The following is a 16,417-nucleotide window of genomic DNA, read 5'->3' as shown; positions in this document are numbered from 1 at the left end:
CCGCTGCGGCTTACCAGGTTTGGGTGGCCTTGAACTTCTCGATACCGGCTTTCATGCCAGCGTCGATATCGTCATTGAAGTCACCCTTCACGTTGATCTTCGCCATCAATTCGGCGTGATCGCGGTTGAAGTAAGCAATCAGCGCTTGTTCAAAGCTGCCGACCTTGGCGATTTCAACGTCGGTCAGGAACCCACGCTCAGCGGCATACAGCGACAACGCCATGTCAGCGATCGACATCGGGGCGTATTGCTTCTGCTTCATCAGCTCGGTAACGCGCTGACCATGCTCAAGTTGCTTACGGGTCGCTTCGTCCAGGTCAGAAGCGAACTGGGCGAATGCCGCCAGTTCACGGTACTGAGCCAGAGCGGTACGGATACCACCGGAGAGCTTCTTGATGATCTTGGTCTGAGCGGCACCACCCACACGGGATACCGAAACACCGGCGTTCACTGCAGGGCGGATGCCTGAGTTGAACATGGCCGATTCCAGGAAGATCTGACCGTCGGTGATGGAAATCACGTTGGTCGGAACGAAAGCGGAAACGTCGCCAGCCTGGGTTTCGATGATCGGCAGTGCGGTCAGAGAACCGGTTTTGCCGGTCACTGCGCCGTTGGTGAACTTCTCTACGTACTCTTCCGAAACGCGGGATGCGCGCTCCAGCAGACGGGAGTGGAGATAGAACACGTCGCCTGGGTAAGCTTCACGGCCTGGTGGACGGCGCAGCAGCAGGGAAATCTGGCGGTAAGCCACTGCTTGCTTGGACAGATCGTCATAAACGATCAGCGCGTCTTCACCGCGGTCGCGGAAGAATTCACCCATGGTGCAACCGGAGTACGGTGCCAGGAATTGCAGCGCAGGAGATTCCGAAGCGCTGGCAGCCACGATGATCGTGTTGGCCAGGGCGCCGTTTTCTTCCAGCTTGCGAACCACGTTGGCGATGGTCGATTGCTTCTGACCAATGGCTACGTAGACGCAGAAAATGCCGCTGTTCTTCTGGTTGATGATCGCGTCAATCGCCAGGGCGGTTTTACCGATCTGACGGTCACCGATGATCAGCTCACGCTGGCCACGGCCGACCGGGATCATGGCATCAACAGCCTTGTAGCCAGTCTGTACAGGCTGGTCTACCGACTTACGCCAGATCACGCCTGGAGCAACTTTCTCGACCGCGTCGGTCTCGGTGTTGCCCAGTGGACCTTTGCCGTCAACAGGGTTACCCAGTGCATCGACAACGCGACCCAGCAGTTCCTTACCAACCGGAACCTCCAGGATGCGGCCGGTGCACTTGGCGCTCATGCCTTCAGCCAGACTGGTGTACGCGCCCAATACAACGGCACCTACGGAGTCTTGCTCCAGGTTGAGGGCCATACCGTAGACGCCGCCCGGAAACTCGATCATCTCGCCGTACATGACGTCGGCCAGACCGTGAATCCGCACGATGCCGTCAGATACGCTGACGACAGTGCCTTCGTTACGGGCTTGGGAGGTCACATCGAGCTTGTCGATGCGGCCCTTGATAATTTCACTTATTTCGGAAGGATTGAGTTGCTGCATTGCTCTGCTGCCCCTTCAAACTCAAGATTTCAATGCTTCGGCAAGTTTCGCGATTTTGCCGCGAATCGAGCCATCGATAACCAGGTCGCCGGCGCGGATAACGACACCACCAATCAGGGATGCGTCCTCCGTAGCTTGCAGGCGCACTTCCCGATTGAGTCGTGCACTGAGAACCTTGGCGAGTTTGTCTTGCTGTTCTTGGTTCAATGCAAAAGCACTGGTCACTTCAACGTCTACCGACTTCTCTGCTTCGGCCTTGTACAGGTCGAACAGAGCGGCAATCTCCGGCAACAGCGGGAGACGGTCGTTTTCGGCAACGACATTGATGAAGTTCTGCACTTTCACATCAAACTTGTCGCCGCACACTTCAATAAAAGTGGCGGCCTTGTCTGCGCTCGTCAGGCGCGGGGCCTTGAGCACGCGCTGCATGGTGTCGTCTTGCGACACTGCTGCAGCCAGGCCGAGCATGGCTGACCAAGAGGCCAGCTGCTGGTGGGCCTGGGCGTGCTCGAAGGCTGCCTTAGCGTAAGGTCGGGCCAACGTGGTCAGTTCTGCCATGATCGCCCTCGCTTAAATTTCAGCAGCCAGTTTGTTAACCAGCTCCGCGTGCGCGTTTTGATCGATTGTGGCACCGAGGATCTTCTCGGCACCGCCGACCGCCAGAGCACCCAGTTGGGCACGCAGCGCGTCTTTGACGCCGTTCAGTTCCTGTTCGATCTCGGCATGAGCCGAAGCCTTCACACGGTCAGCTTCGACGCGGGCTTTTTCAACAGCCTCTTCGACGATCTGGTTGCCGCGCTTCTTGGCTTGCTCAATGATTTCAGCTGCCTGTGCTTTAGCATCGCGCAGTTGATGACCCACTTTCTCTTGGGCCAACTCCAGGTCGCGAGCTGCACGGCTGGCAGCGTCCAAACCATCCGCGATCTTCTTCTGACGTTCGTGCAAAGCCGCGATGACCGGAGGCCACACGAACTTCATGCAAAACACTACAAAAATGAAGAACGCAACGGATTGGCCAATCAGGGTTGCATTAATGTTCACGCCAACACCTCGCTCATTCGTTGTCCATCACCCCAATCAACTCGAAAATTCGAGTGATCAGCCAGCGAGTTGACCAACGAAGGGGTTCGCGAAGGTGAAGAACAGAGCGATACCAACGCCGATCATGGTCACGGCGTCGAGCAGGCCGGCGACGATGAACATTTTAACTTGCAGCATTGGGACCATTTCTGGCTGACGCGCTGCGCCTTCCAGGAACTTGCCGCCCAGCAGGCCGAAACCAATGGCAGTACCCAGGGCGCCCAGGCCGATCAACAGTGCAACAGCGATAGCGGTTAGACCAACTACAGTTTCCATCTTTCCTCCCGACTTTTACGTCGTATGGTTTAGGTTTTTTAGATTTTAAAGCGGTAAAACAAATCGTTTCATAGCCCGGTAGGGCCCACCTTCCCGTTTCACCGGGAAGGACATCAGACTAGTCGAGACTGGTCTTAATGGTTCTCTTCGTGCGCCATCGACAGGTAGACGATGGTCAGCATCATGAAGATAAAGGCCTGCAGGGTGATGATCAGGATGTGGAACACAGCCCACGCCCACTGCAGAACAATGCCCAGGCCGCTAAGCCAGAGCAGGCCGCTGCCGAACATCACAGCGATCAGAATGAACACCAGCTCGCCGGCATACATGTTGCCGAACAGTCGCAGGGCCAGGGAAATAGGCTTGGCGACCAGGGTCACGAATTCCAGCAGGAAGTTGACCGGGATCAGCAGGGCTTGAACGAAGATGTTCTTGCTGCCGAACGGGTGCAGGGTCAGTTCGCCGATGAAGCCGCCGATGCCCTTGACCTTGATGCTGTAGAAAATGATCAGCGCGAACACCGACAGGGCCATGCCCAGGGTAGCGTTCGGGTCAGTGGTCGATACGGCACGGAATGGAATGTGCGCGTCGCCGGAGATCAGGATGGCCAGCTGAGGAATCCAGTCGACCGGGATCAGGTCGACGGCGTTCATCAGGAACACCCAGACGAAGATGGTCAGCGCCAGCGGTGCGATCACCGGGCTACGGCCATGGAAGCTGTCTTTCACGCTGCCATCGACGAATTCGACCAGTACTTCAACGAAGTTCTGCAACGCACCTGGCTGACCGGAAGTCGCCTTCTTCGCCGCCATGCGGAAAATCAGGACGAAGATCAGACCCAATGCGACCGACCAACCCAGAGTATCCAGGTGGAAAGCCCAGAAACCCATTTCCTTGGCTTCTGCTGCGGTGTGGGCAAAGCCCCAGCCGCCGTTGGGAAGCTGACCGAAGGTCAGGTTCTGCAAGTGGTGCTGGATATAGCCCGAAGCGGTTGTTTCTGCCATGGTTGCCTCAAACGCCCTAAGGTTTCGAAAGTCTTGTTTTCATCAGCAGGGGAGCGAACCAGCTGACCAGTTGGGTCAACACGAAGACGCCGAATACAGCCAGCGGCGCCAATGGCTTCACACCTGCAAAGGTCAGTGCAAACAGCACTGCCGTCAAAATCAATTTCCCCGCCTCGCCGGCATAAAAAGACCGGACGATGGCCTGGGCTGCTCGGGCGCCGGAAAACCGAAAGGCCCTGTGAGCAAAATACATATTGGGCAGCAAGGCTATCAGGCCTCCGCAAAGTCCTGAATACCCGGCTACGACTCCATGCCCGTACCAAAGCGCCAAAGCGGCGATCAGCAAGATGACAAACTGAGCCAGCAATACCGGGAAAACGGCCAAGCGATGGAACGGCAACGTGTTTGGCGTGCGGGTTTCCATCACTCTTGCTCCTCAATGGTCGGCTGCCGGAAATCAATAACTTGGCATAATTTGTGCCGACAAAATGCGCGCAGAGTATAGGGGCGGTTCAGCCCCTATTCAACTGCCGGGTAGTGATTTCCGATCACGCGCTACATAAGCAAATGTTTCAGCGGATGTGGGCAAGGACGCCCTGAAGCTCATCGAGGGAGTTATACCCGATGACCAATTGCCCTTTGCCTTTCTTGCCATGGCGAATTTGCACCGCAGAGCCCAGGCGCTCGGCCAGGCGCTGCTCGAGGCGGGCGATATCCGGATCAGGTTTGGCGGCTTCGACCGGAGCCGGTTTACCGCTCAGCCACTGGCGAACCAAAGCCTCTGTCTGACGAACGGTCAGACCGCGTGCGACAACGTGTCGCGCCCCTTCAACCTGTTGATTTTCCGGCAAACCGAGCAAGGCTCGAGCGTGGCCCATCTCCAGGTCGCCATGGGACAACATGGTCTTGATGACTTCCGGCAGTGCGATCAGGCGCAGCAGGTTCGATACCGTCACGCGGGACTTACCCACAGCATCGGCCACTTGTTGCTGCGTCAGTTGGAATTCCTGCTGCAAACGCTGCAAGGCGATCGCTTCTTCGACAGGGTTGAGGTCTTCGCGCTGGATGTTCTCGATCAGTGCCATGGCGATGGCGGTTTCATCCGGCACATCGCGCACCATGGCCGGGATGGTTTCCTTGCCGGCCTGCTGGCTCGCGCGCCAGCGGCGTTCGCCGGCGATGATTTCAAAGCGGCCGTCCCCGATGGGGCGCACCACGATCGGCTGCATCACGCCCTGGGCCTTGATTGAATTGGCCAGTTCTTCCAGCGCCTGGGGGTCCATGTCCCGGCGCGGCTGGTATTTGCCGCGTTGGATCAGGTCCAACGGCAGGTGTTGCAGCTCGCGCTCGTCGGCCTGCACCGCTTGTTCTTCAAGCGATGTGACGGTCGGACCACTCAACAGTGCATCCAGTCCACGTCCGAGACCTCGTTTCTTGACGGCCATGAGGATTCCTTAAGTTGGCTGGGCGGCTGGGGTGCGGGAATTGCGGCGTTGACGACGGACCATCTCGCCAGCCAGCGCCAAGTAGGCGATGGCACCGCGCGAAGTCTTGTCGTACGCCAGCGCGGGCATGCCGTAGCTCGGCGCTTCGGCCAAACGGATGTTACGTGGAATCACCGTGTCGTAGAGCTGATCGCCAAAGTGCTCCTTGAGCTGCGCCGACACATCATTCATCAGGCTCAGGCGCGGATCGTACATGGTCCGCAGCAGGCCCTCGATCTGCAGGTTCGGGTTGAGCAGCTCGGCGATACGCTTGATGTTATCCACAAGGTCGCTCAAGCCTTCCAGGGCAAAATACTCGCACTGCATGGGGATGATCACCCCATCGGCTGCCACCAGGGCGTTGAGCGTAAGCATCGACAGCGACGGCGGGCAGTCGATCAAAATGTAATCGTAGTTGTCGCGGATCGGCGCCAAGGCGCTGCGCAGACGACTCTCTTTCATCTGCATTTCCAGCAGCACCACTTCCGCCGCGGTCAGATCGCGGTTGGCCGGCAGCAGTTGATAACCGCCGTGCTCGGAAAAATGCATGGCCTGTCCCAGGTCGCACTCACCAATCAGCAAGTCGTAGACCGAATTTTCCAGGCCGTGTTTATCCACACCGCTACCCATGGTGGCGTTGCCCTGTGGATCGAGATCGATCAGCAGCACCCGACGCTTGGTCGCGACCAGGGATGCTGCGAGGTTGATGCAGGTGGTGGTTTTGCCCACGCCACCCTTCTGGTTCGCTATCGCGAATACCTTAGCCATTCTTGCTTGTGTTCCCAATCATGCCGTGCGGCGCAGTATCAGCAGATGGCGTTGGCCTTGGCAACCGGGTACGGCCAAGGCGTGTTCGCTATCGAGGTGGAAGTCCGGCGGCAATGCTAACAGCTCATCGCTTGGATGGACGCCCTTCATTGCCAGCCAGCGGGTGTCGAGGTCGCCCAGGTGGCGAGTCCAATTGCTGAAGTTCTCCATGCTGCTGAACGCCCGGGAAACAATTCCGTTGAAAGGCTGTTCAGGCATGAAGGTTTCAACGCGGCTGTGGATAACCTGAAGGTTGTCCAGCTTGAGTTCGAGTTTGACCTGGGTCAGGAAGCGGGTTTTCTTGCCATTGCTGTCCAGGCAAGTCACTTGCGACTCGGGAAACAGGATGGCCAAGGGAATACCGGGCATACCGCCGCCGCTGCCGACGTCCAACCAGCGGCCGTTCTCGATGAACGGCATGACGCTCAGGCTGTCGAGCAAGTGGCGGGAAACCATTTCGTCCGGATCACGCACCGCCGTCAGGTTGTAGGCTTTGTTCCATTTGATCAACAGGGCCAAATAACCCAACAACAATTGCTGCTGGGCGTCGGTCAGTTCAACGCCCAGTTGGCGCGCCCCTGTGGATAACTCTTCGGCGTGTTGCGAGGTGACCTTTGAACTCAAGCGCTTTGCTCCAACTGACGGCCCGCGCCGCGTTTTTTCAAATGAATCATCAGCAGCGAAATGGCTGCCGGGGTGACGCCAGGGATACGTGAAGCCTGGCCCAGGGTTTCCGGCCGTGTTACCCCCAGCTTGCTTTGAATTTCCTTCGACAGCCCGGAAATCCCGGTGTAGTCGATATCCACAGGCAACTTGGTGTCTTCACTGGCGCGCAGACGGGCGATTTCATCCTGCTGACGGTCAATGTATCCGGCGTATTTGGTCTTGATCTCGACCTGCTCGGCGACCTGTGGGTCTTCAGCGCCGTGGCCCGTCACTTCGACCAGGCCGGCGTAATCGATTTCCGGACGCGACAGCAGGTTCAGCAAGTTGTATTCGTGGGTCAGCGGCGTGCCGAATTTTTCGGCAATCGCATCGCCTTGCTCGGTGCCTGGGCGAACCCACGTGCTTTTCAGACGCTGTTCTTCCAACGCAATGCTTTCGCGTTTTTTGCAGAAGGCTTCCCAACGCGCGTCATCGACCAGGCCCAACTCGCGGCCTTTTTCGGTCAGGCGCAAGTCGGCGTTGTCTTCACGCAGGATCAGGCGATATTCCGCCCGGGACGTGAACATCCGGTAGGGTTCCTGGGTGCCCAGGGTAATCAGATCGTCGACCAATACGCCGATATACGCCTCGTCGCGACGCGGGCACCAGCTGTCTTTGCCCTGCGCGCGCAGTGCGGCGTTGGTTCCGGCGAGCAAACCTTGGGCGCCGGCTTCTTCGTAACCGGTGGTGCCGTTGATTTGCCCGGCGAAGAACAGACCGCCAATCACTTTGGTTTCCAGGCTGTATTTCAAGTCACGTGGATCGAAGTAGTCATACTCGATGGCGTAACCCGGACGCACGATGTGCGCGTTTTCCATGCCGCGAATCGATTGCACGATCTGGATCTGCACGTCGAAAGGCAGGGAAGTGGAAATTCCGTTCGGGTACAGCTCGTGCGTGGTCAGGCCTTCGGGCTCGATGAAGACCTGGTGGCTTGCCTTGTCGGCAAAGCGGTGGATCTTGTCTTCGATCGAAGGGCAATAACGCGGGCCGATGCCTTCGATCACCCCGGAATACATCGGTGAACGGTCGAGGTTGGCTGCGATGATTTCGTGAGTGCGCGCATTGGTATGGGTGATCCAGCAACTGACCTGTTTCGGATGCTGTGCTTTGGACCCCATGAACGACATGACGGGAATTGGCGTATCGCCGGCCTGTTCGGTCATCACCGAGAAATCCACGGAACGCCCGTCGATACGCGGCGGAGTCCCGGTTTTCAAGCGGCCAACGCGCAGCGGCAATTCACGCAGGCGTTTTGCCAGGGCAATTGATGGCGGATCACCAGCGCGGCCACCGGAATAGTTCTGCATACCGATGTGGATAAGTCCGCCGAGGAATGTACCGGTGGTCAACACCACGGACTCTGCGTGGAACCGCAGGCCCATTTGCGTGACAACACCGCGTACCTGGTCCTGCTCGACGATCAGATCATCCGCAGCTTGTTGAAATATCCACAGGTTCGGCTGGTTTTCCAGGGTTTCGCGTACCGCGGCCTTGTACAGGATGCGGTCGGCCTGTGCCCGCGTAGCACGTACCGCCGGGCCTTTACGGCTGTTGAGCACGCGAAATTGAATACCACCTTTGTCGGTAGCCATGGCCATCACACCGCCCAGGGCGTCAATTTCCTTGACCAGATGACTTTTGCCGATCCCACCGATGGCGGGGTTGCAACTCATGGCACCGAGGGTTTCCACGTTATGCGTCAGCAATAGGGTTTTTACGCCCATGCGTGCTGACGCCAGTGCTGCCTCGGTACCGGCATGACCGCCGCCGATGACGATCACTTCAAAACGGGAAGGGAAATCCACCACGCACCTCGTGCCTGCTCATGTAGGTAATCAGGAATTGTCTGTTGAAAGAGTTTTGGAGCTATGGCGGCAAGTATAGGGACTTAGCCCTTCCTAAAGAACCCTTTGCACAAAATTTAACCAGCTGTGGATGAATCACAGACAATAGAAATTAAAAGAGAGAAATTTATTAAATCTTTGTTTTTATGTTTATTTCTACTGAGCACCTTTTCTGTGGATAAATCTCTACAAGCCTCTATTTACAATGTGTACAGCGATTCAAAAGTCTGTGGTCATGTGACAATGAGGTCATTGGATAAGTGCTTTAAGCCTGTGGATTAAACAGGTGGTTATCCACAGGCGGGTTTTTACTCAGGTTTCAGGCCCTGTTATCAACTGGGCACAGGGGCGGTTATTCACAGGGCTTACTCCACAGAAATCACCGAAAATGAGCAAATTTTGCCCATCGCACGGCCGACCGAGGCCAAAAACTCTTCGGTGTCTGCGCAAAAAGAGATCTATTGTGAGAAAAGGCCGGCGCAGTTAATAATAGCAATTATCATTAACCCGCCTTGTCAGCCCTTATGTCCCCTCCTTCACACACAGCTGCGGTCCAGTACATCTACGAGCAACACCATTCCTGGTTGCATGGGTGGCTCAAAGGAAAGCTGCATAACGCCTGCGATGCGGCCGATGTGGCGCACGATACGTTCGTGCGTATTCTGGGTGGGCGGCATGCGGCGCAGATCATCGAGCCAAGGGATTATCTGGCGACTATTGCCAGGGGGCTGGTGATTGACCGTTACCGTCGACATGCCATTGAGCGGGCATATGCGCAAACCTTGGCCGAACGCCCTGAAGCCACCGCCATCAGTGAAGAAGACAAAGCCATTATTATCGAGACGTTGGTGGCTGTGGATAAAGCCTTGTGCAGGATTGGTGAGCGAGCCCGGCGGATCTTCATGCTGTCGCAGCTGGAGGGCATGACTTATCAACAGATCGCTGATCGCCTGCAGGTTTCGCTGACTACGGTGAAGAAGCACATGATTCGTGCATTGACTGAGTGCGCACTGATCATGGCCAGCCTGTAATGACTATTCCCGATCGCAAGACCTTCGAGGCCGCCGCCAGTTGGTATGTGCAGTTTCAATCCCAGGCACCCTCAGCGGCCGAACGTCAGGCTTGGCAGCAATGGCTCAATGGTGACCCCTCGCATCAGGCGGCATGGAACCAGATGGAATTGCTGCAGCGTAATCTCGGTGCGCTGCCACAGGATTTGTCCCGCCGCGCATTATCGACCACGCAGCAACGGCGGCAGGTACTGAAGTGGATGCTGGTGCTGGGCGGTACCGGGTATCTGGGTTGGAATGTTCAACAACATACGTCACTGGGCAATATCTGGGCCGACTATAAGACGTCGGTAGGCGAACGTCGGCGTATCGAATTGGCCGACGGTACGCAGATTGACCTCAATACCAACACAGCGATTGACGTGGTATTCGACGGGCGCCAACGCTTGATACGTCTACGTGAAGGTGAAGTACTTATCCACACCGGCAAGTCAGGTGGTCAATTGCCCTTTTATGTCGAGACAGCACAAGGTCGAGTCCAGGCATTGGGCACCCGGTTTACCGTGCGCCAACTGCGGGATGCCACTCGGGTTGGCGTTCTGGAGGACCGGGTGAGTGTGGCGCCGGGTGACCGACCCGACCACGGCCGGCTGCTCGGTGCCGGTGAGAGCACCGATTTTAATCGCCAAGATGTAGGACCGAACCAGGCATATCGCACATCCCAGGCTGCCTGGATCGATGGCCAGATGATCGTACTGGACGCTCGGCTCGGGGATGTGATCAGTGAGCTTTCGCGCTATCGCCCAGGCGTACTGCAATGCGACTCCGCTTCGGCAGGCCTGCGTGTTTCCGGAACATTGCGCCTGGACTCTTCCGATGCCGTGCTCGCCAACCTGCAGGCCACCTTGCCGATTCAGGTGAGGTACTTCACTCGCTATTGGGTTTCGGTGAAGCGAATCGGCTGATTCGTAAAAAATATCCACAAAGGGGGTTATCTTTTTTTTGCCTGGCACGGCCCTTCAGGTAATTACGACGCAACCTTCAGGGCTAACCCACCTATGCGCCTTCCCACCCCGTTTCGCCAACAACTTTCCTGCCACGGCATCACCTGCAGCCTGCTGCTCGGCACCGCTGCCATGACCAGCATCGTCTTCACAAACGATGCCATGGCGGCGAGCGCCGTGCAGCACTACGCCATCGCCGCCGGGCCGTTGGATAGTGCACTGAGCCAATTCGCCGCCAAGGCAAACGTGATTCTGTCTTTCTCTCCCCAACAAACCGTGAGTTTGAACACGCCAGGGCTGGAAGGTGATTATTCGGTGGACCAGGGTTTTGCATTGCTGCTGCAAAATTCCGGATTGCAGGCTGTGGTCCAGGCGCCCGGCAGCTACGTGCTGCAGGCCGTTCCTGCAGGCGAGCTCACACTCGCGCCTACCACCGTAAGCACTTATCAACAGGTTGGTTTCAATCAGGAGATTGCCGGGGACATCGGCTACAAGGCGCAGAACAGCCGGATTGGGACCAAGACCAGCACGCCTTTGTCGGAAACACCCCGCTCGGTCTCAGTGGTCACGGGCCAGCGCATCAAAGACCAGAAGTCTCAAACGCTGACTGAAGTATTGGGTTATGTGCCAGGTATCTTCGCGCCGCCTTTTGCCGCCGGCGACGGTCTTGCGGGAGATCTGTTCTTTATTCGCGGTTTCAATGCCACGGATTACGGCTACGGCCTGTTGCGTGATGGCCTACGTGTACAAGGCAATCGGTATGACACCACCAGCGAGCCCTATGGCCTGGAACGGGTCGAGATTTTCCGTGGGCCCTCCTCCCTGCTTTACGGGGAGAACGCACCGGGCGGGCTGGTCAACCTGGTGAGCAAGCACCCTACCGCCACGCCGCAGGGCGAGGTTCAACTCGGTTATGGTTCGAACAACCGGCGACAGGTGGGTGTGGATATCTCGGGTCCACTCAACGACAGCGATAACATCCTGGGGCGGTTAGTGATGCTCGGCCGCAAGTCGGACACGCAAACCGACCATGTTCCGGACGATCGTCTGTACATCGCACCTTCCCTGACCCTGAATTTCGATGACTACAACACCCTCACCCTGCTGGCCAACTACCAGAAGGACCACACCAACCTGGAGCTTGGTTTGCCGGCGGCGGGCACCTTGCTTGGGAATCCGAACGGCAAGCTGTCCAAGCACACCATGCTGGGTAACCCGGATTGGAACACCTTTGAACGGGAATCCTGGAGCACCGGCTACGAATTCAGCCACAGCTTTAATGACGATTGGCAGTTCCGCCAGAACTCGCGCTACATGCAGTCGCGCATCAACCGCCATGAGACCTGGCCTGGGGCCCTGAATAATCGCGGCTTCGGTACTCAATTGAACATGACCGCCTACGACCGCTATAACAAATCGATGGTCTACTCTCTGGATAACCAGCTGGAAGGAAAATTCCAGGTCGGCGGGCTGGAAAACACCCTGTTGTTCGGCGCCAGTTATGACCGGACCTCTTTCAGCCAGGATTGGAACGCAGGCTCTGGCGGCACCATCAACGTATATAACCCTGTTTATCTGCGTGATCCGCTTACGCCAGTCGCCGTGCAAAACACACTGCTCGAGCAGCAGATGAAAGGCGTCTATGCACAGATCCAGAGCAAGTATGACCACTGGCTGTTTTTGCTCGGCGGTCGTCAGGACTGGGTCGACAGTGATTTTCGCGACAAGGTGAACAAGGCCGGCAACACCGGCTCTGAAGACCGGAAATTCACTTATCAGGGCGGGGTGATGTACCAGTTCGACAACGGCCTCACGCCGTATGTCAGCTATTCCACGGCGTTTGTCCCGGTGCAGCAGATCTCCAACGCTGGTGCACCGTTGAAGCCAATCACCAGCAGCCAGTACGAAGTGGGCGTGAAGTACGAGCCGATCGGCTGGGACACGGCGATGACCGTGTCGGTGTATGACCTGCGCAAGAGAGACGACACCTATCTTGATGCCACCACCAATAGCTATCGCCAAGTGGGAGAAAGCCGCGCCAAGGGGGTGGAAGTCGAGGTGAACAGCAACATCACGCCAAACTTGAACCTGACCGCGGCCTACACCTACACCGACGCACGGATCACCAAGGACTCGGCTACATCGCTGGTCGAGGGCCATCAGATGACGGGCGTGCCGCGTAACCAGGCTTCGGTGTGGGGCAAGTACCGTTTTCTCGACGGCCAACTCAAAGGTTTGTCCGTGGGCGGCGGCGTGCGTTACTTCGACAGTACTTTTTCTTACACCGCGCCGACGCTCTACGGGAAGTTGGACGCAGGAAGCGTCACTCTGGTGGATGCGGCCGTCGGCTATCAGATTGACAAACATTGGTCAGTCGACGTGAATGCCAAGAACCTGTTCGACAAGGAATACGTATCGGGTTGCAACGACGCAGGTCGATGCTATTGGGGAGACAGCCGTACCCTGCTCGGTACGGTGTCCTATAACTGGTGAAGCGCTGTGGATAACTCGGCTATTTGCCGATGCAGAAGCTGGAGAAGATGCGCCCCAACAAATCATCGGAGCTGAATGCACCGGTGATCTCGCCCAACAGCTGCTGCGCCTGACGTAAGTCCTCAGCCAGCAGCTCCCCTGCCCCCGCCAGAGTCAATTGCGCCCGACCGTGCTCCAACGCTGCGCTCGCATGGCGTAACGCCTCCAAGTGCCTGCGGCGTGCACTGAAGCTGCTTTCCGAGGTCTGCTCGTAACCCATGCAAGCTTTGAGGTGCTCGCGCAGCAATTCAAGGCCATTTCCCGCCGACTTGGCGCTCAAGCTAAGGGTGACGTGGCCATCCGCGCTGGTTTGCATGGCAATGGCTTCGCCTGTCAGGTCGGCCTTATTGCGAATCAAGGTGACTTTGGCCGGGTCCGGCCGTTGTTCCAGGAATTCCGGCCACAGGGCAAAAGGATCCACAGCTTCGGGCGCCGTGGCATCCACCACCAGCAGCACACGATCTGCCTCGCCAATGGCTTTGAGCGCACGCTCCACACCGATTTTCTCCACCTGGTCCTCCGTGTTGCGCAAACCGGCGGTGTCGACCACGTGCAGGGGCATGCCGTCTATGTGGATATGTTCGCGCAATATATCCCGGGTGGTGCCGGCAATCTCGGTGACGATGGCGGCTTCACGCCCGGCCAGCGCATTGAGCAAGCTGGATTTGCCTGCATTGGGCCGTCCTGCAATCACTACCGTCATACCGTCACGCAGCAAGGCACCTTGGCCAGCTTCCCGAAGCACTGTGGATAACTCGTCGCGCACTTTATCCAGCATCGCCAACACATGGCCGTCGGCCAGGAAGTCGATTTCTTCCTCGGGGAAATCTATCGCCGCCTCGACGTAAATGCGCAGGCTGATCAATTGCTCTGTCAAGTTATGCACACGCAGTGAGAACGCCCCCTGCAGCGAACGCAGCGCATTGCGTGCTGCCTGTGCGGAACTGGCTTCAATCAAGTCGGCAATGGCCTCGGCCTGGGCCAGGTCCAGCTTGTCATTCAAAAACGCCCGCTCGCTGAATTCCCCTGGCCGCGCCAGGCGGCAGCCCAATTGCAGACAGCGCTGCAGCAGCATATCCAACACAACGGGGCCGCCGTGCCCCTGCAATTCCAAGACATCCTCGCCCGTAAACGAGTTCGGCCCCGGGAAATAAATAGCCAGGCCTTCGTCCAGCACACTTTGGTCAGCATCCAGGAACTGCCCGTAATGGGCGTAGCGCGGCTTCAACTCACGGCCACTGATGGCCTTGGCTGCCATGCCCGCGAGCGGCCCGGAAATTCGAACGATACCGACACCGCCGCGACCTTGAGCGGTAGCGACAGCAGCGATGGTTTCACGAGGAGCGCTCATCAGCAGGGTCCAGAATAAAAGTGACGGAAAGCAAAACGCCCCACTAGGGGGCGTCTTGAGTGGTTACCCACAGATTAAATTACGCCGCGGCTTTTGCGGTAGCCGCTTCGATTTTACGTGTGATGTACCACTGTTGAGAGATCGACAACACGTTGTTGACCACCCAGTACAGCACCAGGCCCGCTGGGAACCACAGGAAGAAGAAGGTGAAGATGATTGGCATCATTTTCATTACCTTGGCCTGCATCGGGTCCGGCGGAGTCGGGTTCAGACGCTGCTGGATGAACATGGTCGCGCCCATGATGATCGGCAGGATAAAGAACGGGTCCTTGATCGACAGGTCGGTTATCCACAGCATGAACGGTGCCTGGCGCATTTCCACGCTTTCCAGGAGTACCCAGTACAGCGACAGGAACACCGGCATCTGTACAAGAATCGGCAAGCAACCACCCAGCGGGTTGATCCTCTCTTTCTTGTACAGCTCCATCATGGCCTGGGACATTTTCTGCCGGTCATCGCCATGTTGCTCTTTCAACGCCGCCAGTTTCGGGGCCACGGCACGCATGCGCGCCATCGACTTGTAGCTGGCCGCCGACAGTGGGAAGAAGATCCCCTTGATCAGCATGGTCAGGAAGATGATCGAGAAGCCCCAGTTACCGACGATGCTGTGGATATGTTGCAGCAGCCAGAAGATCGGCTGGGCAATGAACCACAGGAAGCCGTAATCCACAGTCAGTTCAAGACCTGGGGACAACTCTTTCAACACGGCTTGGCTTTTCGGGCCGGCGTACAGGGTAGCGCTGGTTTCAGCCTTGGCACCGGGTGCGACGGTCAACGCCGGGCCAGTAAAGCCGATGATGTAGTTACCTTGGCTGTCCTTGCGAGTTTGAACCAGGTTGGCTTCACCCTTGTTCGGGATCCAGGCGGTCACGAAATAGTGTTGCAGCCAGGCTACCCAACCACCTTGAACGGTTTCTTTCAGCGAGCCCTTGTCGATATCTTTCATCGACACTTTTTTGTACGGCTCGTTACTTGTCCACAGGGCTGCGCCCAGGTAAGTCGCGGTGCCGGTGGCGGTGCTGGAAGAAGGATCGGAGCTGGCGTCACGCTTGAGCTGAGCAAACAGGTTGCCGCTCCAAGGTTTGTCGCTTTCGTTGTCGATCAGGTAAGTGATCTTCAAGTCGTACAAACCACGGGTGAAGCTGAAACGCTTGATGTAGTTGACGCCATCGAGACTGAATTTCAGGTCGACGTTCAGCTGGTTCTGGCCATCAGCCAGCTGATAACTCTTCTGTTCGGTCGAATAAACCGGACGACCGGCAGCACGTGCATCCGGACCATTGGTACCGGTCAGCCCGCTCTGCGCCAGATAAGTACGTTCACCACCGTTGTCGAACAGCTGGAACGGCACATCCGGATGGTCTTGGCGACGTGGATACAGCGGCAGTTTCAACTGCGCGATATCACCACCTTGAGGGTCGATAGCCAGGTCGAGCACATCCGTTTTGACGTGGATGAGGTCTTTGTTGGTGACCACTGGCGTTTCTAACGGGGCGCGTGTCTCGCCATTCGCGCTGGGAACATCGGCACTCGCGGACGCATTGTTACCCAGCGGGGCGTCCGGAATAGCCGGCGCAGCCTGATTGGTAGCAACATTCTGAGTCGGCAGGGCAGCCTGGCCGTAGTCCTGGTTCCACTGAAGCACCAGAACATAGGCCACGATTGCCAGGGCGACGATCAGGATCGTGCGTTTAATATCCAT

15 protein-coding genes are annotated in these 16,417 nt (G+C 57.3%); 3 read left to right on the top strand and 12 right to left on the bottom strand.

Annotation, left to right across the window (positions count from 1 at the left end):
• Positions 1-10 precede the first annotated feature (10 nt).
• The 10 genes from atpA to mnmG form a co-directional block, all read right to left on the bottom strand.
• Positions 11-1,555, bottom strand: coding sequence for a F0F1 ATP synthase subunit alpha (atpA, locus tag ACLH0H_RS09010; protein WP_003177064.1), 1,545 nt, complete (start codon positions 1,553-1,555; stop codon positions 11-13).
• A 21-nt stretch (positions 1,556-1,576) separates the two neighbouring features.
• Positions 1,577-2,113, bottom strand: a complete 537-nt coding sequence (locus tag ACLH0H_RS09005) for a F0F1 ATP synthase subunit delta (RefSeq protein ID WP_186685975.1) — start codon at positions 2,111-2,113, stop codon at positions 1,577-1,579.
• Between the two features lie 12 nt (positions 2,114-2,125).
• Complete coding sequence (locus ACLH0H_RS09000; RefSeq protein WP_015886647.1) at positions 2,126-2,596, bottom strand: F0F1 ATP synthase subunit B; 471 nt, start codon at positions 2,594-2,596, stop codon at positions 2,126-2,128.
• A 57-nt stretch (positions 2,597-2,653) separates the two neighbouring features.
• Positions 2,654-2,911 carry a F0F1 ATP synthase subunit C gene (gene atpE / locus ACLH0H_RS08995; protein WP_002555987.1) on the bottom strand — a complete coding sequence of 86 codons (258 nt, stop codon included), beginning with the start codon at positions 2,909-2,911 and terminating at the stop codon, positions 2,654-2,656.
• A 134-nt stretch (positions 2,912-3,045) separates the two neighbouring features.
• Positions 3,046-3,915 carry a F0F1 ATP synthase subunit A gene (gene atpB / locus ACLH0H_RS08990; RefSeq protein ID WP_057725770.1) on the bottom strand — a complete coding sequence of 290 codons (870 nt, stop codon included), beginning with the start codon at positions 3,913-3,915 and terminating at the stop codon, positions 3,046-3,048.
• Between the two features lie 16 nt (positions 3,916-3,931).
• Complete coding sequence (locus ACLH0H_RS08985) at positions 3,932-4,339, bottom strand: F0F1 ATP synthase subunit I (protein ID WP_003177069.1); 408 nt, start codon at positions 4,337-4,339, stop codon at positions 3,932-3,934.
• Between the two features lie 148 nt (positions 4,340-4,487).
• Complete coding sequence (locus ACLH0H_RS08980) at positions 4,488-5,360, bottom strand: ParB/RepB/Spo0J family partition protein (RefSeq protein WP_076952155.1); 873 nt, start codon at positions 5,358-5,360, stop codon at positions 4,488-4,490.
• Between the two features lie 9 nt (positions 5,361-5,369).
• Entirely contained in the window at positions 5,370-6,167 is a 798-nt protein-coding gene (locus tag ACLH0H_RS08975; RefSeq protein ID WP_169375274.1) for a ParA family protein, read from the bottom strand.
• Positions 6,168-6,185: 18 nt separating this feature from the next.
• Positions 6,186-6,830, bottom strand: coding sequence for a 16S rRNA (guanine(527)-N(7))-methyltransferase RsmG (gene rsmG, locus ACLH0H_RS08970; RefSeq protein ID WP_411381756.1), 645 nt, complete (start codon positions 6,828-6,830; stop codon positions 6,186-6,188).
• Complete coding sequence (gene mnmG, locus ACLH0H_RS08965) at positions 6,827-8,719, bottom strand: tRNA uridine-5-carboxymethylaminomethyl(34) synthesis enzyme MnmG (RefSeq protein ID WP_411381755.1); 1,893 nt, start codon at positions 8,717-8,719, stop codon at positions 6,827-6,829. Before mnmG ends, rsmG begins: the two co-directional genes overlap by 4 nt.
• A 563-nt stretch (positions 8,720-9,282) precedes the next feature.
• Between mnmG and ACLH0H_RS08960 the strand changes: the two genes are divergently transcribed.
• From ACLH0H_RS08960 to ACLH0H_RS08950, 3 genes are all read left to right on the top strand, one after another.
• On the top strand, positions 9,283-9,789 hold the full coding sequence (locus ACLH0H_RS08960; protein WP_411381754.1) for a sigma-70 family RNA polymerase sigma factor: 507 nt from the start codon (positions 9,283-9,285) through the stop codon (positions 9,787-9,789).
• Positions 9,789-10,733, top strand: coding sequence for a FecR domain-containing protein (locus ACLH0H_RS08955; protein ID WP_411381753.1), 945 nt, complete (start codon positions 9,789-9,791; stop codon positions 10,731-10,733). The genes ACLH0H_RS08960 and ACLH0H_RS08955 overlap by 1 nt, the downstream gene beginning before the upstream one ends.
• A gap of 93 nt (positions 10,734-10,826) precedes the next feature.
• Positions 10,827-13,265 carry a TonB-dependent siderophore receptor gene (locus ACLH0H_RS08950; RefSeq protein WP_411381752.1) on the top strand — a complete coding sequence of 813 codons (2,439 nt, stop codon included), beginning with the start codon at positions 10,827-10,829 and terminating at the stop codon, positions 13,263-13,265.
• Positions 13,266-13,284: 19 nt separating this feature from the next.
• Here ACLH0H_RS08950 and mnmE read toward each other — a convergent pair whose 3' ends face one another.
• Both mnmE and yidC read right to left on the bottom strand, forming a co-directional pair.
• Positions 13,285-14,655: a tRNA uridine-5-carboxymethylaminomethyl(34) synthesis GTPase MnmE gene (mnmE, locus tag ACLH0H_RS08945; protein ID WP_411381751.1), complete on the bottom strand. Its 1,371-nt coding sequence runs from the start codon at positions 14,653-14,655 to the stop codon at positions 13,285-13,287.
• 79 nt (positions 14,656-14,734) lie between these two features.
• On the bottom strand, positions 14,735-16,417 hold the full coding sequence (gene yidC, locus ACLH0H_RS08940; RefSeq protein ID WP_411381750.1) for a membrane protein insertase YidC: 1,683 nt from the start codon (positions 16,415-16,417) through the stop codon (positions 14,735-14,737).

This window comes from Pseudomonas sp. MPB26 (genome assembly GCF_046605355.1).
Lineage (GTDB): Bacteria > Pseudomonadota > Gammaproteobacteria > Pseudomonadales > Pseudomonadaceae > Aquipseudomonas > Aquipseudomonas cedrina.
The sequence above is the reverse complement of the archived record's forward strand: the minus strand, read 5'-3'. Positions and strand labels throughout refer to the sequence as shown.